The sequence below is a fragment of the Allobosea sp. GW821-FHT10B12 genome (assembly GCF_059415545.1).
Map to the genome: position 1 here is coordinate 257,550 of NZ_JBWKNL010000007.1, position 21,141 is coordinate 278,690.

General features: G+C 68.1%; 18 protein-coding genes. 9 read left to right on the top strand and 9 right to left on the bottom strand.

Annotated elements, in window-relative coordinates; translation table 11 throughout:
• Nucleotides 1-5: 5 nt before the first annotated feature.
• From AC07O0_RS23485 to AC07O0_RS23510, 6 genes are all read right to left on the bottom strand, one after another.
• Entirely contained in the window at nucleotides 6-1,724 is a 1,719-nt protein-coding gene (locus AC07O0_RS23485; protein ID WP_494626203.1) for an FAD-dependent oxidoreductase, read from the bottom strand.
• Nucleotides 1,721-3,460 (bottom strand): FAD-dependent oxidoreductase, encoded by a 1,740-nt coding sequence (locus AC07O0_RS23490; RefSeq protein WP_494626205.1) that lies wholly within the window; start codon nucleotides 3,458-3,460, stop codon nucleotides 1,721-1,723. The genes AC07O0_RS23485 and AC07O0_RS23490 overlap by 4 nt, the downstream gene beginning before the upstream one ends.
• An 8-nt stretch (nucleotides 3,461-3,468) precedes the next feature.
• On the bottom strand, nucleotides 3,469-4,275 hold the full coding sequence (locus AC07O0_RS23495) for a shikimate dehydrogenase family protein (protein ID WP_494626207.1): 807 nt from the start codon (nucleotides 4,273-4,275) through the stop codon (nucleotides 3,469-3,471).
• Nucleotides 4,276-4,300: 25 nt separating this feature from the next.
• Nucleotides 4,301-6,823, bottom strand: coding sequence for a branched-chain amino acid ABC transporter ATP-binding protein/permease (locus AC07O0_RS23500; protein WP_494626209.1), 2,523 nt, complete (start codon nucleotides 6,821-6,823; stop codon nucleotides 4,301-4,303).
• Entirely contained in the window at nucleotides 6,820-7,689 is an 870-nt protein-coding gene (locus AC07O0_RS23505) for a branched-chain amino acid ABC transporter permease (protein WP_494626211.1), read from the bottom strand. Before AC07O0_RS23505 ends, AC07O0_RS23500 begins: the two co-directional genes overlap by 4 nt.
• A 90-nt stretch (nucleotides 7,690-7,779) precedes the next feature.
• On the bottom strand, nucleotides 7,780-9,051 hold the full coding sequence (locus tag AC07O0_RS23510; protein WP_494626213.1) for an ABC transporter substrate-binding protein: 1,272 nt from the start codon (nucleotides 9,049-9,051) through the stop codon (nucleotides 7,780-7,782).
• 200 nt (nucleotides 9,052-9,251) lie between these two features.
• Here AC07O0_RS23510 and AC07O0_RS23515 point away from each other — a divergent pair, with 200 nt between their 5' ends.
• From AC07O0_RS23515 to AC07O0_RS23530, 4 genes are read left to right on the top strand one after another with little or no spacing between them, the layout of a single operon-like run.
• A complete protein-coding gene (locus AC07O0_RS23515; RefSeq protein WP_494626215.1) occupies nucleotides 9,252-10,298 on the top strand; it encodes a Gfo/Idh/MocA family protein in 1,047 nt (348 codons plus the stop codon).
• A gap of 4 nt (nucleotides 10,299-10,302) precedes the next feature.
• Nucleotides 10,303-11,160, top strand: a complete 858-nt coding sequence (locus AC07O0_RS23520) for an IclR family transcriptional regulator (protein WP_494626217.1) — start codon at nucleotides 10,303-10,305, stop codon at nucleotides 11,158-11,160.
• 42 nt (nucleotides 11,161-11,202) lie between these two features.
• Nucleotides 11,203-12,033 carry a sugar phosphate isomerase/epimerase family protein gene (locus tag AC07O0_RS23525; protein WP_494626219.1) on the top strand — a complete coding sequence of 277 codons (831 nt, stop codon included), beginning with the start codon at nucleotides 11,203-11,205 and terminating at the stop codon, nucleotides 12,031-12,033.
• 30 nt (nucleotides 12,034-12,063) lie between these two features.
• Nucleotides 12,064-12,762 carry a hypothetical protein gene (locus tag AC07O0_RS23530; RefSeq protein WP_494626221.1) on the top strand — a complete coding sequence of 233 codons (699 nt, stop codon included), beginning with the start codon at nucleotides 12,064-12,066 and terminating at the stop codon, nucleotides 12,760-12,762.
• Here the strand turns inward: AC07O0_RS23530 and AC07O0_RS23535 are convergent.
• Nucleotides 12,702-13,673, bottom strand: coding sequence for a LysR family transcriptional regulator (locus tag AC07O0_RS23535; protein WP_494626223.1), 972 nt, complete (start codon nucleotides 13,671-13,673; stop codon nucleotides 12,702-12,704). The genes AC07O0_RS23530 and AC07O0_RS23535 overlap by 61 nt on opposite strands.
• A gap of 159 nt (nucleotides 13,674-13,832) precedes the next feature.
• Here AC07O0_RS23535 and AC07O0_RS23540 point away from each other — a divergent pair, with 159 nt between their 5' ends.
• The 5 genes from AC07O0_RS23540 (at nucleotide 13,833) to AC07O0_RS23560 (ending at nucleotide 19,135) form a co-directional block, all read left to right on the top strand.
• Entirely contained in the window at nucleotides 13,833-15,260 is a 1,428-nt protein-coding gene (locus AC07O0_RS23540; protein WP_494626225.1) for an FAD-dependent oxidoreductase, read from the top strand.
• A 115-nt stretch (nucleotides 15,261-15,375) separates the two neighbouring features.
• Nucleotides 15,376-16,428: an ABC transporter substrate-binding protein gene (locus AC07O0_RS23545; RefSeq protein ID WP_494626227.1), complete on the top strand. Its 1,053-nt coding sequence runs from the start codon at nucleotides 15,376-15,378 to the stop codon at nucleotides 16,426-16,428.
• Between the two features lie 34 nt (nucleotides 16,429-16,462).
• Nucleotides 16,463-17,269: an ABC transporter ATP-binding protein gene (locus tag AC07O0_RS23550; RefSeq protein WP_494626229.1), complete on the top strand. Its 807-nt coding sequence runs from the start codon at nucleotides 16,463-16,465 to the stop codon at nucleotides 17,267-17,269.
• The gene (locus AC07O0_RS23555) at nucleotides 17,266-18,354 is read left to right on the top strand and encodes an ABC transporter permease (protein ID WP_494626231.1); all 1,089 of its coding nucleotides are present in this window, start codon (nucleotides 17,266-17,268) and stop codon (nucleotides 18,352-18,354) included. The genes AC07O0_RS23550 and AC07O0_RS23555 overlap by 4 nt, the downstream gene beginning before the upstream one ends.
• Before the next feature lie 13 nt (nucleotides 18,355-18,367).
• Nucleotides 18,368-19,135, top strand: coding sequence for an SDR family NAD(P)-dependent oxidoreductase (locus AC07O0_RS23560; protein WP_494626233.1), 768 nt, complete (start codon nucleotides 18,368-18,370; stop codon nucleotides 19,133-19,135).
• A 96-nt stretch (nucleotides 19,136-19,231) separates the two neighbouring features.
• On the opposite strand, the gene AC07O0_RS23565 is transcribed toward AC07O0_RS23560, so the two are convergent.
• Both AC07O0_RS23565 and AC07O0_RS23570 read right to left on the bottom strand, forming a co-directional pair.
• Nucleotides 19,232-19,537 (bottom strand): hypothetical protein, encoded by a 306-nt coding sequence (locus AC07O0_RS23565; RefSeq protein ID WP_494626235.1) that lies wholly within the window; start codon nucleotides 19,535-19,537, stop codon nucleotides 19,232-19,234.
• 56 nt (nucleotides 19,538-19,593) lie between these two features.
• The gene (locus tag AC07O0_RS23570; RefSeq protein ID WP_494626236.1) at nucleotides 19,594-21,111 is read right to left on the bottom strand and encodes an aspartate ammonia-lyase; all 1,518 of its coding nucleotides are present in this window, start codon (nucleotides 21,109-21,111) and stop codon (nucleotides 19,594-19,596) included.
• Nucleotides 21,112-21,141 lie beyond the last annotated feature (30 nt).

Below are 21,141 nucleotides of genomic sequence, written 5' to 3' on the forward strand. Positions count from 1 at the left end.
CGGGATCAGGGCCGGTTATTGGCGAGCGGGATGCCGCCGGCGTGGTGGGCGGCGACGTAGCCGAAGGTCATGGCCGGGCCGAGCGTGATGCCTCCGGCCGGATAGCGGCCGGCCATCATGCTCGACATGTCGTTGCCGACCGCATAGAGGCCCGGGATCGGCGCATCGCCGGCGCCGAGTACGCGCGCCTGCGCATCCGTCTTCAACCCGGCGAAGGTGCCGAGGCTGCCGGGCACGATCCTGACCGCATAGAACGGCCCTGGTCCGAGCGGCGCGACGCAAGGGTTCGGTTGATGCTCGGCCGCGCCCTGGATGCGGTTATAGGGTGTTTCGCCGCGGCCGAACTCCGGGTCGCGCCCCTCGGCGGCGGCGGCGTTATAGGCTTCGAGGGTTCGGGCCAGCCCGGCGGCGTCGATGCCGCAGGCCGATGCGAGTTCGGCGATGGTCGCGCCGCGCTTGAGATAGCCGTTGTTCAGCCAGGGCCGGATCGGGAAAGGGCGGGGCCGGACGCGGCCGAGGCCGTAGCGGCGCAGGAAGCGGTGGTCGCAGAGGAGCCAAGCCTCGGCCGCCTCGCCCGTAGGCGTCGCGGCGAAGAGTGCCTGCATGACGTCGTGATAGGAATCGGCCTCGTTGCAGAAGCGCCTGCCGTCGCGGCGCACCATGAGCGCGCCCGGCTTGGCCCGCTCGACCAGATGGGGAAAGCGGCCCGGCTCTCCATTCGGCTTCGGCACCAGCGAGACCGGCGCCCAGGCGCCGGCATTGGGCAGATCCGTTCGGACATGTCCGCCCGCCGCCTCGCCGAACCGGAGGCCGTCGCCGGTATTGGCGCAGGGCGCCGCCGACCAATGCTCGCGGCCGGTCGGCGCATGCGGGAAAAGCGCCGACTTGCGGGCGAGATCATGCGGGAAGCCGCCGGTGGCGAGCACGACGCCGCGCGCTGCCCGGATCGTCTGACGCTGGCCCTCGCGCTCGACGATGGCGCCGGTGACGCGCTCGCCGTCGCGCAGCAGCTCCACCACCGCGGTGCTCTTGAGCAGGGTGATGCCGAGATCATCGGCGGATTTGAGCAGGCGTGCGACCAGAGCGTTGCCGTTGACCAGATGCAGGCCGCGGCCATGGCTGGCGCGATCGACGATATGGCGTGCGAGCCGGCGCAGCACATGCAGGAAGGAGGGCAGCTTGCGCGTCGCATGCAGGAAATGCTGGAGGTCGGCGCCGGAGGCGATGTTCATGCCGAAGGGTGCGATTTCCGCGAGCGGCGGGCGCAGATCCTGCAGCCGCGGGCCGAGCTCGCGCCCATCGAAGGGCTTGGCGCAGAGCGAGCGGCCGCCGGTGCCGGCGCCGGGCGTCTTGCCGTGGAAGTCCGGCATCAGGTTGCCGTCGATGAAGTCGACCGCGCTCTCGCGCCGGAAGAAATCGACCATGCGCGGCCCCTGCTCGATCAGCATGGTGACGAAGGTCTCGTCATAGCCCTCGCCGAGCTCGTGGCGCAGATAGGTGCGGATCGTCTCCTCATCCTCGTCGATCCCCGTGGCGCGGGCGAGAGGGTTCCGTGGCAACCACATCCAGCCGCCGGACCAGGCGGTGGTGCCGCCGAAATGACGCTCCTTCTCGATCACGACGACGTCGAGGCCGAGCACGGCGGCGGTGACGGCGCTCGCCAGCCCGCCGGCGCCGGAGCCGATCACCAGCAGGTCGCAGGAACTGGGCAGAACACTGCTCATCCAGCTGCACGCTCCGCTGCCGGCGCGCGCAGGCCGAGCGCATGGCGGATCGCGCACCAGGCGAAGGTGATGCCGGGGCCGATGGTGATGCCGGGGCCCGGATAGGTCCCGCCCATGATCGACTGCGCCTCGTTCCCGCAGGCATAGAGTCTGCCGATCGGCCGGTCGCCCTCGCCGAGCACCTGCGCGTTCTCGTCGATGACGAGCCCGGTCGCGGCGCCGATATCACCCGGCGTCAGCTTGACCGCATAGAAGGGCGCGGTCGCGATCGGGCCGAGCGTCGGATTGGGCAGGCCGCGCGAGGCGTCGCCGTTGACGCGGTGATAGTCGGTGGTGCCGCGGCCGAATTCGGGGTCGATGCCGTTGCGGGCGTGATCGTTCATGCGGGCGATGGTTTCGGTGAGCGTCGCGGGATCGATCGAAAGCTTGCCGGCGAGCTCGGCGACGGTCGCCCCTTCGACGAGATAGCCGTCGGCGAGGAAGGGCCTGAGGTCGCGCGTGCCCATCCTGACCATGCCGAGCCCGTAGCGGCGCAAGCCCTCGGCATCGGTGATGATCCAGCAGGGGATGGTTGGACGCGTCCGGTTCGCCTCGAACATGGCGCGGCTGAACAGGTGGTAGGAGGTGGATTCGTTGACGAAGCGCCGGCCGGTCTGGTCGACGCAGACGGTGCCCGGCTTGCTGCGGTCGAGCACGAAATGCGGGAAGACGGCGGTGGTGCCGTCCGGCCGCTGCCGCGTCGAGACCGGCGCCCAATAGGCATTGTCGCGGCTGCCCTCGCCAAAGCGCGCGCCGAGCTTGAGGGCGAGGTCCTGCATCGCGCCGGTATGGCCGGGGGCGGCGGGGCTGAGCGCAGGCATCGGCGCGTTGAGCAGCTCCCCGCGCCGCTGCGGATGGCGGTTGAAGCCGCCGGCGGCGAGCACGACGCCAAGGCCGGCTGCGATCGTTCGCTTCATTCCGCCTTGCTCGACGACGACGCCGGTGACGCCGTCGGGGCCATTCTGCAGCTGCGTGATCGAGGCGTTCAGCACGACGGTACCGCCATGCCGCTTCAGCGTCAGCAGCAGGCCGCCGATCAGGGCATTGCCCATGACGAGGCGGGTCCCGCGCTTGCTACTCAGGCGATCTAGGCCGTAGCGGCCGAGGATGGCCGCCGCATGCTTGAAGGACGCCCAGGACGTCCTGAGCTTGAGCAGGTGGCCGATATCGGTCCGGTCGATCATCATGCCACCGAACAAGGTGAATTCGGGGATCGGCGGTCGGATGCGGAGGAGGTCCTCGCCGAGCTGGCGGCCATCGAAGGGAATGGGCTCGAGGGCGCGGCCGCGCAGGGTCGAGCCTTCCACATCTGACTCATAGTCCGGGTGGGTGGCGTAGGGCCGGAAATGCACCGCCGTGCGCTCTTCCAGCGTGGCGATCGCCTGCGGTCCCGCGCGCAGGAAGGCCTCGCGCAGCCGCGCCGAGGAATGGTTGCCGACAACGCCGTCGAGGAAGCGGGCAGCCTTTTCGAATGAATCGCCGGTCGCGACCTTTTGGGCATGGAGCGAGTTCGGGACCCAGGTCGTGGCGGCCGAGAGGGCGCTGGTGCCGCCGACGTGGTCGGTGCGCTCGATGACCAGCACCGAGCGGCCCTCGAGCGCGGCGAAGACGGCCGCCGCCAGACCGGCCGCGCCGGAGCCGGCGACGATGACGTCGTAGGATGTCTGCTCCGGCAATGCCGTCAGCGTCGTGAACATCATGGACGTCAGCCGATACGCTCGCCGGCGAGCAGGAAGTCGACCATGGCGCTCTGCAGCGCTTGGTACATGTCGCTGCCGGTCGAGGTTGGGCAGCCGCGCTTGCGGGCGGCTTCGATCAGCGGCGAGACCACGGGAACCGTGATGACGCAGCCGACGAAGGTTTCGGCTGCGAGCTTCTCGACGTGGATCGGGAGCGGATCGCCCGGCTTCATGCCGGCCGGCGAGGCATTGGCGACGAGCTCGAAACCGGTCGGGTCGGCCGAGCCGGCAGTGACCTTGGCTCCGTTGCGGCCGTCGAGGCGGGCGATCAGCCGGTCACGGCGCTCGGTGTCGGCATCGTGGATGGCGAGTTCGCGGACGCCGGCATCGATGAGGGCGAGCGCTATCGCCGAGCCGGCGCCGCCCGCGCCGACCAGCAGAGCGCGCTTGCCGGCGGGCTCGCCGCCATTGGCCTTGACCGCCCCGACGAAGCCGAGGCCGTCGACGATGTCGCCATGCCAGGCGCCATCCTTGCGTCGGCGCATGATGTTGACCGTGCCGAGAAAGTCGCCGCGTTCGGTGGCGCTGGCGCAGTGGCGATGGCAGGCGAATTTGTGGGGCACGGTGACGATGATGCCGTCGCAGTTCGGCACATGGTCGAGTGCACCGAGGAAGGCGTCGAGATGCTCCGGCGCGACACGCACCGGCGCGACGATGCCGTCATGGCCGCGCGCGGCGAAGGCGGCGGTCATGCCGGCCGGCGATTTCACCTGCGCGATCGGCTCGCCGACGATGACGTTGAGGCGCGTCGCGCCGGTGATGGTGATGCTCACTTGTCAGATCCTCCGACCGCAGCCCTCAGGCCGCACGAGTGTCCTGGGTTTCGACGACGCCGAGAAGCCGCGCCTGCATGGCTTCGTCATGCTCCAATTGGGCGGCGTCGCCGGCGAAGGCGACCTGGCCGTTGACCAGCACATAGGCGCGGTCGACGATCGGCAGCACGAGCTCGGCATGGTGCTCGACGATGGCCATGGCGACGCGGCCGCGCAGCTTCACCAGCGCCTCCATGACCTCGTTGACCACGGCCGGAGCCAGCCCCTCGAAGGGCTCGTCGAGCAAAACGAGCTTGCTCGGCACCATCAGGGCACGGGCGATCGCGACCATCTGGCGCTCGCCGCCGGAGAGGTTCTCAGCCTTGGCGGCCTGGCGCGTCCTGAGGCGCGGGAACAGGGCGAAGGCCTCGTCCAGCGTGATGCCGCCCGGACGCTGCGCTAAGAGCAGATTCTCGGTCACGGTGAGGTTCGGGAAAAGCCGGCGCCCTTCCGGCACAAGCGAGATGCCGAGCCGGTTGATCTCGAAGGGCCGCAGCTTGCGCAGGTCGGTGCCGGCGAAGCTGATCGAGCCTGCGTCGAGTGGCAGGCTGCCGGTCAGCGCGCGCAGGGTCGTCGTCTTGCCGACGCCGTTGCGGCCGAGCAGCGCCACGGCTTCGCCCTCGCGGATGGTGAGATCGACGCCGGAGAGCACGGTGCTGCCACCATAGCCAACGGCGATGCCTCTGGCGTCGAGCAACACCGGGCTGGTCGCGCCTTCACGTCGCGTCACCGCCGGAGCGGTCGCGCGCTCGCCGTCCCTGGCGGCGCCGAGATAGGCGGCGATCACCTCGGGATTGCGCGCGACTTCGGCCGGCTTGCCGTCGGCGATCATCCGGCCCTGATGCAGCACGGAGATGCGATCCGAGATCGCCAGCACGCGGTCGATGTCGTGCTCGATCAGCAGCACGGCGTGACGCTGGGCGAGCTTGCGGATCAGGTCGGCGACGACGATGCGATCGGCTTCCGCCAGGCCCGCCAGCGGCTCGTCGAGCAGCAGCAGCTTGGCCTCGATCGCCAGGGTGACGCCGATCTCGAGCAGGCGCTTGGCGCCGTGCGGCAGGTCCTGGGCGAGCTCGGCGGCCTGGTCGACGAGACCGACCGCATCGAGGATCGACCAGGCACGGGTGTTTATCGCCGCGTCTGCATGGGCGTCGCGCAACAGGCTGCGCGCGCCGATCCGCTGGGCCTGCACGGCGATGCGGACATTCTCGAACACGGAGAGGTTCGGGAAGATCGAGAGGATCTGGAAGGAACGGGCGATGCCGAGCCGGGCGCGGGCATGTATCGGCAGGCGGGTGACCTCGCGCCCCTCGAAGAAGACCTGGCCGCTCGTGGGCGGCAGCACGCCGGTCAGCATGTTGTAGAAGGTGGTCTTGCCGGCGCCGTTCGGGCCTATGATCGAGTGCAGGACGAAGGGCCTGACCTGAAGGTCGATCTCCCTGGCCGTGACGAGACTGCCGAACTGCTTGGAGAGCTTGCGGGTCTCCAGGATCGGCTTGTCCGGATCCATCTGCTGGGCGGCGCTGACATAAGGCTCGATCAGCGCCGGCCGCGGCGGGATGCTGTTGCGGGTCAGCGTCCAGCGCTGCTTGCCCAGGAGGCGCTGGGCCAGGCCCTGGATGCCCTCCGGCGAGAGCAGCGCGAACAGGATCAGGATCGGCGCAAAGATCAGCCACCAGTTCTCGGTGATCGCCGAGAGCCGGTTCTCCAGGATGATGAAGGTGATCGCGCCCCAGAGCGGGCCGAGGAAATGGTGGACGCCGCCGAGCACAGTCATCAGCAGCGCGTCGCCCGCATGCTGCCAGCTCAGATTGTTGGCGTAGACGCCCTGCAGCAGAAAGGTCAGCAATGCACCGGAAAAGCCGACGAAGCCGGCCATGACGACGAAGGAGCCGAGTCTCAGCAGATAGACGTTGAAGCCGAGGCTGCGGGCGCGCTGCTCATTGTCGCGCACTGCCTGGAGCGCCCGGCCGAAGGGCGAGTGCACCAGCCGCCAGAGCAGGCAGATACTGGCGACGACCGCGGCCAGCACGAAAAGATGGAAGGATAGGTCGCTGGCGAAGCTGGGGCGGGCGACGCCTTGCAGACCATTCTCGCCCCCGGTGACCGCCGTCCATTTGAAGGCGATCTCGAAGGCGATCTGCGAGCAGGCCAGGGTCAGCAGCGAGAAATAAAGCCCCTTGCGGCGCAGGATCAGCGCCCCGAGTGCGAAGGCGAGCGCCAGCGAGAACAGCACGGCCAGCACGATGCCGAAGAGGTCGTTGCTGATCCGCCCGAGCACAAAGAAGGCGGCGGCATAGCTGGCGCAGCCGAAGAAGACCGAGGCGCCGAACGGCACGAGGCCGGTGTAGCCGACGAGCAGGTTCACGCCCATGCCGTAGAGCGTGTAGATCGCGATTTGAGTGATCAGCCCGATCGGCGCGCCGAGACCGAGCCAGAGCAGCGTCAGGCCGGAGAGGACGAGGCCGGCCCAGAAGGCGGGGTGCACAAGGAAGCCGCGGGCGTTCATTCGAAGCGCTCCCATTTTTCACCGAAGAGGCCGCGGGGGCGCACGAGCAGGATTGCCGCCATCAGCACATACATCGCCGCCCCCGCCCATTCCGGCTGGAACTGGATGGTCATGGCGATGGTGATGCCGACGAGCAGGCCGGCGACGATCGCGCCGGCATAGGAGCCGAGCCCGCCAATGGTGACGATGACGAAGGCCGGCATGATCGCGCTCGCCGCCATCGAGGGTGTCACGGTCCAGAGCGGCGCGGCGAGCAGGCCGGCGAGGCCGGCGAGCAGGCAGCCGATGCCGAAGACGAAGCTGAACACCACCGGCAGGTTGATGCCGAGCAGGCCGACCATCTCGGCATCGCGCGAGCCGGCCCGGATGATCCGCCCGAAGGGCGTGTAGGTCAGGAAGGCCCAGAAGGCGACGAGGGCCGCGACCGTGACGACGAGCACGAACATCCGGTACTTGGTCAGCAGGATCGGCCCGTATTCGACGAATCCGGAGAGGAAGCGCGGCGCGCTGAACGGCAGCGGCGCCCCGCCGAAGATCATGCGCAGCACCGCCTCGAACAGCAGCGCCAGGGCGAAGGTCAGGATCAGGCCGAGCAGCGGCTCCTTGCCGTAGAGATGGCGGATCAGCACGATCTCGACGAGCATGCCGAGCGCGCCGGTGACGAGGGGCGCGAGGAGTGCCGCCCACCAGCCGAATTCACGCGCCAGCACGAGGGCGACATAGGCGCCCACTGCGAAGAAGGCGCCATGGGCGAAGTTCACGATGCCGAGCAACCCGAAGATGATCGAGAGCCCGACGGCGATGAGGACATAAAGGAAGCCCAACACCAGGCCGTTCACGGCCTGGGACAGGATCATATCGAGCATGGGGCGCTCCTCGAGCGGGCGCGGCGAGGGAAGAGGAGGGAACCGGCCGGCACGTGGCTCGGCCGGCCCTTCATCCGGCTGGGCGGAGCGTCAGAGCGCGTCCATCTTGCAGGCGCTCTCGGCCTGCGAGCCGAAGGCCTTGTCGATGTCGGCCTGCGTCTTCGGCAGCTCGGCCTTGATGTCGAAATAGTCCCATTTGTCAGTGATCTTCGGCTTGATGCCGGCAATCAGCAGGCGGTTGACCATCTGGTGGTCGAAGTCGCGATAGTGGACGTTGAGATCGCCGCGCTTGACCTGCCATGTCTCCAGTGCGGCGACGATGGCGGCCGGCTCGGCCGATTTCGCGGCCTCGATCGCGTCGAGCAGGCTCTTCATGCCGAACCAGCCCATCCAGGTCTTGTCGGCGGCGGGGCGGTTGTATTTCTTCTCATAGGCCGCCGCCATCGCCTGCTCTTCCGGCGGATTGTTCGGGTTCTTGTAGTACCAGGTCAGGGTGTAGAGCCCGTCCGCCGCCTCCGGCCCGACGCCCCAGAGATCGGTGTTGCCCACCGAGATCTCGGCGAAGGGGATGCGCCCGCGCATGCCGAGCTCGTTCCACTGCTTCAGGAAGGTGGTGAGGTCGCTGGCCGAGAGGCCGCCGATGACGACGTCCGGCTTGGCAGCGCGGATTTTCAGGATGAAGGAGCTGTAATCGGGCGTGCCGACCGGCACCTCGTCGGCGCCGACGACGGTGATGCCGTTGGCCTTGCCGTATTCCTCGAAGGAACGCTTGATGTCCTGGCCGAAGGCATAGGAGGCGGTCAGCAGATACCATTTCTTGCCGATATCGCGGCAATAGGGCGCGAGCGCCCGGGCATGGACCTCGACCGGCGGCTGCAGGCGGAAGGTGTATTTGTTGCAGGATTTGCCGGTGAGCTCGCCGGTGGCGGCATTGGCGGCGATGTAGGGGATCTTGGCCTTCTTCGCCACGGCCGAGATGCCGAGCGCGAAGGAGCTGAGCGCACCGCCGACGATGCCGACGACCTTGTGCTCGCCGACCAGGCGCTCGGCGTTCTGCTGGGCGCCTTGCGGGTTGGGCTCGTCGAGCCAGACGATCTCGGCGGGGCGGCCGAGCAGGGTGCCATTGCGTTGCTCCAGCGCCAGCATGCTGCCCTGCGCCAGATATTCCGACTGATCGACGATGTTGCCGGTTTTCGCCCAGATCATGCCGATCTTGATCGGCTCGGCTGCGGCGGCGTTGCCGATATAGGGCATGCCGAGCCTGGCGGAGACGAGGCTGGTCGCGCCGAGCGAGCCTGCGCCGAGGAGAAGGCTCCGGCGCCTGATGGTGGAAATCCGCTGCGGCTTGTCTGCGTCGGTCACGACGTCCTCCCTGCGTTGGCGTTCCCTTGAAGCCTTGCTCGGCTTCGATTGGCGGGCTCCGCGATGCGTGCCAGCGCCGACCATCTAGCATTACTGGAATAGAATTCCAGTCATATTTTTAAAAATGGAATCTTGTTCCAATTACCTTGACCGCGAGACGACCCGGCGGGATAAGGGGGGCAACGCAGGAGGCTCAGGCTATGTCGCCACTTTCAATAGGGATCGTCGGGGCTGGAGCGATCGGCCGTCTGCATGCGGACGTGATCGCCGGAACCGATTTCGCGGTGGTCGCCGGTGTCGCCGATCCTACCGAGGCCGGCCGAACCTTCTGCGAGGAGCGAGGGCTACGCTGGTTCAAGGACCATCATGCCCTGATCGCGGCGGGCGGAGTCGAGGCGCTGATCGTTGCGACGCCGAACCAGACCCATCTGCCGATCGGGCTCGATGCGATTGCGCAGGGGATTCCGGCGCTGATCGAGAAGCCGGTTGCGGTGACGGTGGCAGAAGGCGATGAGCTGGCGGCAGCTTCGGCGCGCGCCGGTGTGCCGGTCCTCGTCGGTCATCACCGCCGCTACAACCCGATCATCGCCATGGCGCGCGAGACGGTTCAAAGCGGCGGGCTCGGGCGGCTGACAACCGCGACCGTGCTCTACACCTTCTACAAGCATGACGCCTATTTCGAGCTGGCCTGGCGGCGCGAGCCCGGCGGCGGGCCGGTGCTGATCAACCTGATCCACGAGATCGACCTGATCCGCTTCATCTGCGGCGAGATCGCCGCGGTGCAGGCCGTCACCTCCGATCGCATCCGCGGCCTGCCGGTCGAGGACACGGCGGCGGTCCTGCTCGAACTTGCCAATGGTGCGCTGGTGACGGTCAGCCTGTCCGACACCGCCGTCGCGCCCTGGAGCTGGGACCTGTCCTCGGGCGAACTGCCGAACTATCCGGCGCAGCCCGCGCCGGTGACTTCGCATTTCCTTTCGGGGACGGAAGGCTCGCTGGCGCTGCCGGGGCTCGAGCTCTGGCGCTATGACGGGGAGAAGAGCTGGTTCGCGCCGCTCTCGCGGCAGGCGCTGCCGGTGACGCGCGAAAGCCCTTATCTGCGCCAGCTGCGCCATCTGCATGATGTCGTGCGCAAGGGTGCCAACCCGCTGATCGACGCTGCCGATGCGACCCGCACCTTGCGAGCCACACTTGCCGTCCTTGAGGCGGCACGCCAGAGACAACGCCAGGAACTCAATTTCGGGTAGGGCCATGGCGAAGAAGCTCGTCGCTGACACGGAAGAGGCCGAGGCCGATCAGGCTCGCAGCGGGCTGCTCGAGCGGACGCTGGGGGTGATCGAGCTCCTGGCCGCCCATGCGCATGGGCTGCCGCTCTACGAGATCGCCGAGCGGCTGAGCATTCCGCGCAGCGCGACGCATCGCGTGCTGACCAGCCTGGTCGAGCGCGGCTATGTCCGGCAGGAGCGCCATCACGGCATGTATCAGCTCACGGCCAAGATTGCCTCGCTCGCCTTCAGCTTCCTCGCCGGCAGCGGCATCACCGATCTCGCCCAGCCGGTGCTCGACCAGCTGGCGCGCGAGACGGCCGAGCTGGTCCGCCTCGCCCTGATCGATGGTCGCGAGCTGATCTGGGTCGCGAAATCGCAGGGCTCGCCCTTCGGCCTGCGCTACGACCCCGACATGGGACAGTCGGGCCGGCTCTCCTGCTCGGCCAGCGGCCATGCCTGGCTCTCCTGCCTGCCGGAGGAGGAGGCGCTCGCGCTGGTCGAGCGCCAGGGCTACGGCTCGCGCGAGGAGTTCGGCCCGAAGGCGCCGCAGACGCCGGCTGCGCTGCTCAAATATCTGCGCCAGGCGCGCAAGCGCGGCTTCAGCATGGTGAGCCAGACCTATTCGCCCTGGATGAGTGCGACGGCCGCGCCGATCCGCAGTGCCCAGACCAACGAGGTCATCGGCGCCTTGGTGATCGCCGGGCCGCATATCCGCCTGACCGAGGAGAAGATGCTGTCGTTCTCGCCGATGCTGCTCAGCGCCGCGCGGGAACTGTCGCTGGCGCTGGGTGCGAGCCCGACGCTGGTCTCGCATCAGCCGCGCGGCCCCTTCTTCGGCTGAGGCCGAGCTTCATAGGCAAGCTTCGCAGGGACGAGTGAGAGAATGCAGCTGGCGGCCCATACCTTCGGCTTCGTCTGGCAGGAAGAGGCGGAGGCGACGGTCGCGACGCTCGCCCGTGCCGGCTTCCGCCGCATCCAGCTCCTGGCGACGCCGCCGCATTTCGACCCCTGGCGCGCCGACGAAGCCAGGACCGCAAGGCTGCGCCGGCTCGTCGCTGACCATGATCTCGAATTGTTGGCTGCAGACCTCGCCAGCAGCGACATCAATCTCGCCAGTGCGGCTCCCGAGGTTGTCGCCTTCTCGGTCGAGGCCTATCGCCGGCTGGCGCTACGCTGCGCCGAGCTGGGCGCCCGCCATGTCTGCGTCGGTTCCGGGCGGCGGCATGCGCTGCTCGCCAAGGCCAATGACCGGCTGATGCAGAGTTTCCGGCCGGCTTTCCGCCAGGTCGTGGAGGCGGCGCGCCGGGCCGGGGTCGGCGTGATCCTGGAGAATCATCCGCAAGGGTTGCTCGACAGCGCGCAGACGATACGGCGTTTCCTCGACGAGGAAGGTTATGGCGACGTTCCGGTGATCTACGACGTCGCCAACGCGTTCGCTATCGGCGAGGATCCGGCCGAGGGCTTGCGCCTGCTCGCCGGGCGCATCGGCATCGTCCATCTTTCCGACAGCCCTGCCGGCCAATGGCGGCACGATCCGATCGGCAGCGGCGCCATCGATTTTGCTGCGATCAGGTGCGAGCTGGAGCGTCAGGGCTATGCCGGGCCGGTGGCGCTGGAGATCCTGTCGGAGGCGCCACTCGCCGGACTGGTCGACGGCGCGGCAAGGCTGGCGGCGCAGGGTTGGACCTTTGACGGGCCGCTGCCGAAAGTCTGATCCGGCTGGACGAGAGGACGAACCGAGACGATGCTCAAAGGCACTGGACTGCTCTCGCTCTGGAACGGTGTCGATCCCGAGCGGCGTGGCGAATACGATCTCTGGCATACGCGCGAGCACGTGCCGGAGCGGCTCGCCATTCCCGGCATGCTGCGCGCCCGCCGCTATCATCGCGGCGCGGGGCCGTTGCCGGAATTCCTGACGCTCTACGAGCTCGACAATAACGGCGTGCTCGACAGCGCGCCTTATCGGGCGCTGTTGCAGAACCCGACAGCGTGGTCGCGCAGCATGCGCCCGTCCTTTCGCGGCTTCTTCCGCGTCGGCCACCTCGTCCGGCTGAGCCGCGGCGGCGGCGTGGGCGGGGCGTTGATGGCGACGGTCTTCGCCGATGCCACGGCGCCGCAAGGCGGGTGGGAGGCTGTGGCGGAGCTCGTGCTGCAGAAGACCGCCGCGACGGCGGTCCATGTGCTGGCGAAGGACCCTGCCGTCGCACCGGTGCCGTTCTCGGTGCCGTCGGGCGACGGATCGTCTTACGCCGATGGTGCGGCGCTGATGGTCGAGTGCCATGGTCGGGATCGCCTTGCCGACATCGCCGGCGTGCTCGATGCGGCGCTCGACGTGCGCGGTCTGGCGCAAGGCCGGGAGGGTTGGACCAGCTACGAGCTCGCCTATGCGCTCGGCCGGGACGAGCTCGATTCCGTCGTGCTTTTGTCCGGGATGCCGGCCTGAGCTCGGGCTGCGCTCGCTGCCACGGTCTTGGGATGGCGCGCGATCGCGTGCAGCAGCATGCGCTGAAGCTGCAAGGCCGGCCGGGGCAATTGCACGCCGTCCCTGGCGATGATGCCGACGGTGCGCCGGATCAGCGGCGCGGTGATCGGGATGACGCGCAATTCCGTGCTCGGCGGTATGGCGAGGCGCGGTAGCACGGTGATGGCGATGCCGCTGGCGACGAAGCAGGTGGCCATGTTGACGCGCTGGACCTCATAGGCCCAGTCGAGGCGTTCGCCGAAAGTGCCGAGGCTTTCGCTCAGCATGAAGCCGTGGCTCGTCGTCGTCGCGACACGGGCCAGCGGATGGCCGACGAGATCGGCCCAGGTGAGTTCCGCACGATCCGCCAGCTCGTGGCTGGCCGGGACGGCGGCGACGAAATCCTCCTCGAACAGGGCGCGGGATTTCTGGGTCCAGAGTTGCGCGCCGAGGATGGTCAGGGCGAACTGCGCTTCGCCCGAGGCGACACGTTCGCGCAGTGCTGCCGCCGGCTCGTCGAAGATCGTGATCGAAACGCCCGGATGGCGCTGGCGGAACTCGCGCAGTACCTCCGGCAGGAAATGCTCGCCGAGCGAGCCGAGGCAACCGACTGAGACCCGCTCCTGCGCCTGCCGGCCCTCGCGTCTCAGGTTCTCGTAGAGCGTCGAGAGCCGCATCAGCGCATCGCGCGCTTCGGGAAAGAAGTCCTGCCCGGCGCGGGTCAGAGCGAGGCTGCGGGTGGTGCGCTGGAACAGGGTGACGCCGACATCCTCCTCGAGCTTGCGGATGCGATGGCTCAGGGCCGTCTGCGACAGGCGCATTGCCTCGGCGGCGCGGCGGAAGCTGCCCAATTCCGCGATCTGGATGAAGGCTTCGAGCCCGGCGACATCCATCGCGTCACCTCCGATTGAGCAATCTTGCTCATGAATAAGGCCTTGAAATTCATTTGAACAGCGCGCAGCGGCAACCCTATCCTTGGCTTCATGAGGCCACCGGGCACAGCGCCAAGCGCGATGGTGCCCGGGCACAGGGCCTGCCCGAGGAAACGCGTCATGGGATCGATGGAAGGCGAGGGAGGGCGGCTGTTCTTCCGCTCCGAGACCTTCGACACGCAGAAATTCGATCGCCGCAGGCCGTCGGACAAGACGGTCGCGGAGCCGGCACGCGATCTTCCCGTCCATACCGAATGCGATGTCCTGGTCGTCGGCGGAGGACCGGCCGGCACGGCGGCCGCGGTCGCCGCGGCGCGGCTCGGCGCCGATGTCGTGCTGCTCGAGCGCTACAATCATCTCGGCGGGCTCTCGACCGGCGGGCTCGTCATCTGGATCGACCGGATGAGCGACTGGCAGGGCCGGCATGTCATCCGCGGCTTCGCCGAGGAGCTGCTGGCGCGCCTCACCCGCGACAAGATCGCCGGGCCCGAGCCGACGGAATGGGGCTCGCGCGACCCCGAGCGCGTGGCGTACTGGGGCCAGCGCAACGCCGCCTTCAACGGCACGGTGACCCATGCGCCGACGCTCGACCCGGAATGGCTGAAGGCTGAGTCGCTCGCCATGGTGCTCGAGGCTGGCGTCCATCCGATCTTCCATGCCTGGGGTGCGAGCCCGATCATGGATGGGCGGCGCGTCGCCGGTTGCGCCTTCGAAAGCAAGGAGGGACGACGCGCCATCCTTGCCCGGGTGACGGTCGACGCGACCGGCGATGGCGATCTCTATGCCGGCGCGGGCTCGGCCTACGACACCGAGGTCGACGCCCGCGATATCCATGGCTGCATGAACACCTCCTGGCTGTTCGGCGGCGTCGACATGAAGGCCTTCCTGCGATTTCGAGCGCAGACGCCCGAGCAGTTCACGCAGTTCATGGCGCGCGGGCGCGAGGAATTGCGCTTCTTCGACAAGCCGTCGGTGTCCTGGCGCGACGACATCGCCGTATTCATGGGGCCACGGCTCGCCGGCTATTCGGCGCTCAAGGTCGAGGATCTCTCCGAGGTCGAGATCAGGAGCCACCAGCTGATGCTGGAACACCTTTCCTTCTACCGCGCCCATGCGCCGGGATTCTCTGACGCCTTCATCATGCTGTCGGGCTCGCAGCTCGGGGTCAGGCACGGCCGGCGCCTCGCCGGGCGCGGCAAGCTGACCCGCGAGAACTGGGACGGCGCGGTGGCGCCCGACGAGATCGGCGTCTCGCCCTCGCTCGCGCCGAAATTCGCGAACGTCTCGGTACCCTATGGCGCGATCGTGCCGCGCGAGGTCGATGGGCTGCTGGCGCCCGGCCGGCATCTCTCCTGCGACGCCACGAGCCACTCCTTCATGCGCGAGATCCCGCAATGCTGGCTGACCGGGCAGGCTGCGGGTATCGCCGCCGCCATCGCCGCCGACCGGGCGCTGGCACCGAGCGAGGTGCCGATTGCCGACCTTCGGGCCGCGCTCAAGGTGCAGGGTGCCTATCTCAACGAAGCTCCCGCTATGGCGGAAGGATGAGCATGCGCCGGCCGCGCTGTCGCGCGGTTGACGAGACCTTGTGAGCAGGCCGAAGAAGCTTGCCGGAGATGGACAGGAAGGCGGCAGCAAGCCGCCTCCAAGGGGAGGATCAAGAATGCTGTTTCGATTTGACCGCTGGCGCAGCGCCGGTGCAGCCCTGTTTCTCAGCCTCGCCGGAGCATTGCCCGCTTTCGCGCAGGCGCCGGCGCTGAAGCCGCTCGATCCGCCGCAGGCGGTGCGTGTCGCCTATGTGCCGATCATGAAGTTCGCTACCGCCTATGTCGCGGAGTCACGCGGGCTCTTCAAGAAATACGGGCTCAACGTCCAGCTCGACAGCGTCAAGTCAGGCACCGAGGCGATCGCCTTCCTCGACAAGGGCTCGGTTGATGTCGGCGGCATCTCGATCGTCGCCTCGCTCTGGTCGGCCTGGAACCGCGGGCTCGACATCAGGGTGATCGCGCCCGGCGCGCTCGATCCGATGACGGACGGGCCGACCAAGCTGATCGTCCGCAAGGATCTGATCGAGAGCGGCGCGGTGAAGACGGTCGCCGATCTCAAGGGCAAGCGCATCGCCGCGGCCGGCGGGCCGGGCAGCGGCGGCGAATACTTCGTCAGCAAGGCGCTGGAGAGCGCCAAGCTCACCCTGCGCGACGCGCAATTGCTCAATGTCGGCAATGCCGACATGCCTGCAGCGATGGAAGGCAAATCGGTCGATGCCGTGCTGACCTCCTCGCCCTATTCCGACCAGATCCTCAAGGCCGGCACCGGCAAGCTCCTGATGCAGGACATCACGCCTGGGCTGATGACCGTCGCCTTCGTCGCCTCCGGCAAGTTCATCAAGGAGCGGCCGGAGGTGGCCGAGCGCTTCGTGCTGGCAATGACCGAGGCGGCCCGGCTGATGCAGGGCGCCGACTATCTCGCGCAGGCCAACATGGACGCCTATCTCAAATTCACGGCGTCGACGCCCGAGGCGATCAAGGGCGGCGGCGCCATCGTCTTCGATCCGAACATGGCGATCCCGACCGCCGGCCTCGCCGATATCGAGCGCGTCCACCGCGAGAACGGCCGCACCGAATACGAGAAGCCGCTCGATATGGCCAAGGCGGTCGACGAGCGTTTCGCCAGCAAGGCGATCGAGACCCTCGGCAAGGCCGCTCCCGCCAAGTGAGGGGCGGCTCGCAGCAAGCCCGGAGGGTCGAACGATGACGATCGCCATGCAGGGCGTCGCCGTGCCCAAGATCGGCGCGCGCAACGTCAGCAAGCACTATCCGACGGCCGACGGGGTCATGGTCGCGCTCGAGGATTTCTCGCTCGACGTCACCGATGGCGAGTTCGTCTGCATCGTCGGTCCGTCCGGCTGCGGCAAGTCGACCTTCCTGCGCATGGTGGCGGGGCTGGAATCGATTTCACGGGGCGCGATCGAGATTCGGCCCGGCGCCGACGCGGCCAAACCGCTGAACAGCGTCGTCTTCCAGGAATATGCGATCTTTCCCTGGAAGACGCTCGCTGACAATGTCGCCTTCGGCCTGCAGATGCGCGGCATCGGGCGGAAGGAGCGGCTCGACACCGCCCGCTTCTGGCTCGACCGCGTCGGTCTTTCCAAATTCGCCGACTATTATCCGCACCAGATCTCGGGCGGGATGAAGCAGCGCGTCAGCATCGTGCGGGCGCTCGCCAACGATCCCGAGGTGCTGCTGATGGACGAGCCGCTCGGCGCGCTCGACGCCCAGACGCGCGTCGTCATCCAGGAGGAGCTGCTGCGGATCTGGGAGGAGACCCGCAAGACCGTGCTCTACATCACGCACAGCCTCGACGAAGCGGTCCTGCTCGGCGACCGCGTCATCCTGATGAGTGCCCAGCCCGGTCGGCATCTTGCGACCTTCAAGATCGACCTGCCACGCCCGCGCAGCATCGCGACAACGAACCTGCCTGCTTTCGCCGAATACCGCGCGGCGATCTGGGAGAAGCTCAGCGCCGAGGTGACGCGCGCGATGGAGGCGAGGCCATGACCATTACCTCCGCCAACGAAATCGCGGACGGGCAGGGCCGCGAGCCGGCGCCGCGCAACTCCGCGATGGGCGAGGACAAGCGAGCTCTCGTCCTGCTCGTCGCCGGTGGCCTGGCCGCTCATGCGCTGCTCGCCCTTCTCGGCCTGTGGCGCGCCGTCGCCTGGCCGGCGATCGGGCTCAGCTTCATCCTGCTGGTGCTGATCGGCGAACGCGCCGGCCGGATGGTGCCGGTGCGGGGCAGGGGCGTCTATGAGCGCACGCTCGCCTTCGGCTTTCCGGCGCTGGTGCTGCTGACCTGGCAACTCGCCGGTGACTATGGCCTGCTCAACACCACCTGGTTCCCGCAGCCCTCGCGCATCGCCGCCGGGCTCTGGGATCTGACGGTGCGCTACGACCGCTTCTCCAGCACCAGCCTCATCGGCCGGCCCTGGCTGATCCCCGAGTTCTATGCTGCCGACGGCATGGCCGGCGTCTGGAAGCTTCTGTCGGAGAGCCACCTGCTGGCCACGGTCGGGCGGGTGTTCGGCGGCTTCGTCCTCGGCGCTATCCCCGGCGTGCTGCTCGGCGTCATCATGGGCATGAACCAGACGGTGCGGCTGATGCTCGATACGACGCTGTCGGCGATCTATGTCCTGCCGAAGATCGCGATCTTCCCGATCGTGATGCTGATGTTCGCCGACCCGTTCGGCGAGGCGCCGAAGATCGTCGTGGTCGCGCTCGCCGTCTTCATCCTGATGGCGATCAACACGATGGCTGGCGTCCGCGGCATCGACAAGGTCTACCTGATGGCCGGGCGCAACTACGGTGCGCGCGGCTGGTCGATGCTGCGCCATGTCATCCTGCCCGGCGCCATGCCGGTGATCTTCGCCGGCCTGCGCATCGCGCTGGGAACGGCGATGATCGTGATCATCTCGGTCGAGTTCGTGCGCGCCAAGCAGGGTGTCGGCTACATCACCTTCTACTACTGGGAGGTGCTCAATCCCGAGAAGATGTATGCCGGCCTCGTCGTGGTGATGGCGCTCGGCGTGCTGCTGACCTACGGGCTGCAATGGCTGCAGCGCCGGCTGATGCCCTGGCAGCGATGAGGCGGAGGCTGCCATGAAGGTCGCGTTGGTGACGGGTGCTGCCGGCGCGGTCGGGGCCGCGACGGCGCGGATGCTGGCCGCCGACGGCTTTCATGTCGTGCTCGCCGATCGCGCGGCCGAGCGGACGGAAGCGATCCGTGCGGAGATCGAGCGCGAACACGGGGCACGGGCCGTCGTCGAAGCGGTCGATCTCCTGGAGGAGGGTGCGCCGCGGCGGCTGATCGCGCGGGTGGGAGAGCGCTTCGGCCGGCTCGATTGCCTCGTCAACAATGCCGGGATGACGGGCGCGCCGCGGATCGGCGAAGTCGACGTCTCGGTCTGGAACGCCGTGCTGGCGCTCAACCTGACGGTGCCGATGCTGCTCTGCCAGGCGGCGCAGCCCCTGATGAAGCGGAACGGCGGCGGCAGCATCGTCAACGTCGCCTCGCGGGTCTATCTCGCCGGCACCGGCGTCGCTTACACCTCCAGCAAGACCGGGTTGATCGGGCTGACGCGGGTGCTGGCCGTGCAGCTCGGGCCGGACCAGATCCGCGTCAACGCCGTTGCGCCGAGCTTTCTCAACACGCCGTTCAACGACAAGATCGTGCGCGAAAATGCGGGGCTCGCCGCCTCCTTCCGCAAGATGTCGCCTTTAGGTCGGGTCGGCACCGCCGAGGATGTCGCCGGCGCCATCGCCTTCCTGGCCTCGCCGCGAGCGAGCTTCGTCACAGGCGATGTCATCCATGTCTGCGGCGGCACCCAGCTTGCGCCGCAACCGGGCGCGGAGGGCGAGCCCGATTAGGCGCGGGAAAGCGGCGCGCCTGAGGGATTTGGGGCTCTTGCGTCTCCGCTCCTGCGCAGGGCCCAAGGCTGTCGTCCTCAGATGGGCGGGCACCGCCTAGGCGAGTTCGCTGGTGCCGACCTGATTGAGCAGCGCAAGGTGACCCGATGGGTTTGCCGCGCCTTGGTCGACGGCCTTCTCGAGGAGCCCGACCAACCGATCGAGAGCACGCGCGGCTACCTCGGCGGACAAGGGCTGGCGATCATAGGCCTCGACGAAACGGCCGGTGAGATCGGCGAGCAGGCGCAGGAGCGCGGCCTGCTCCGGCTCGTCGGCGCGTAGCGCCAGCGCCCGGTCCTGGAATTCGACATAGGTGCGCAGGCTGCCCTTCTGCTGCTGCAGCCAGTTCAAAAGCTCGTTCATCATCTCTCCGCGAGATTGCGATCATGACCGCGATGGGTGGGCGGGACAGGTCGCGCTCAGGCGCGCGACGGGGTCGGCGGCTTGGCGCGCGAGGGGGCGGTCATCGCCTCGATGCGCAAGAGCTCGTCGAGCTCGGCGAGCGTCAGCAGCCCTTCCTCGAGCACGATATCGGCGACCTTGCGCTTCTCGGCGAGCGCACGCTTTGCGACGCGCGAGGAGGCCTCGTAGCCGAGCGCCGGGCCGAGCGCCGTGACCAACCCGATCGAATCCTCGACCAAAGCGCGGCAACGTTCGCGATCCGCCTCGATGCCGTTGACGCAGCGGGTCGTCAGCGTGGTTACCGCGGCGGTGAGATGGCGCAGCGAAGAGAGCAGGCAATAGCCGATCGTCGGCTCGAAGGCGTTGAGCTGGAGCTGGCCGCCCTCGGCGCACATGGTCACGGTCAGGTCGTGGCCGATGACGAGATAGGCGACCTGGTTGACCACTTCGGGGATGACCGGGTTAACCTTGCCCGGCATGATCGAGGAGCCCGCCTGGACAGCCGGGAGGCGGATCTCGCTGAAGCCGGCGCGTGGCCCGCTCGAGAGCAGCCGCAGGTCGTTGCAGATTTTCGAGAGCTTGACGGCGACGCGCTTGAGCACGCCCGAGAACAGCACGAAGGCGCCCATGTCCGAGGTCGCCTCGATCAGGTTCGTCGCCGGCACCAGCGGCTGACGCGTCGCCCGCGCGAGTTCCTCGATGGCGAGCGCCGCATAGCGCGCATCGGCGGTGATGCCGGTGCCGATCGCGGTCGCGCCGAGATTGATCTCGCGGAACAGCGCGGCAGCCTCGCGCAGGCGCGAGACATCCTCCTTGATCGTCGTGAAGAAGGCGTCGAACTCTTGGCCGAGCGTCATCGGCACGGCGTCCTGGAGCTGGGTGCGGCCGATCTTTAGGACGTCGGCGAACTCGACCGCCTTGGCCTTGAAGGCGAAGGCGAGCTCGTCGAGCGCCGCGATCAGGGGCTCGGTCGCGAAGATCACCGCCAGGCGCAGCGCCGTCGGATAGGCGTCGTTGGTCGACTGCGCCATGTTGACGTCGTCATTGGGATGCAGCGCGCCATAGTGGCCCTTAGGCCGCCCCATCAGCTCCAATGCCACGTTGGCCACGACCTCGTTGGCGTTCATGTTGGTCGAGGTGCCGGCGCCGCCCTGCACGGCATCGACGACGAACTGGTCGTGGAACCGGTTGTCCCTGGCGATGAGATCGCAGGCACGGTCGATCACCTCGGCCTTGGCCGCCGGCAGGTTGCCCAGGCGCCGATTGGCACGGGCCGCAGCCTGCTTCACCAGCGCGAGCGAGCGCACCAGCTCGGGAAAATGGCCGACCGGGACGCCGGTGATCGGGAAATTCTCGACCGCCCGCAAGGTATGGATGCCCCAATAGGCGTCGGCGGGCACATCGGCCTCGCCGAGCAGATCATGCTCGCGGCGGGTCGAGACCTCCGCGAGCGCAATGGTCTGCGTCTTGGCGAGCTGCACGCTGTCCGGGCGGGGGGCGTCCGTGGGCGGAGTGCTGGTAGCTTTGTCAGTCATATCGGATCTCTTTCGACGTCCGGCCGTCAC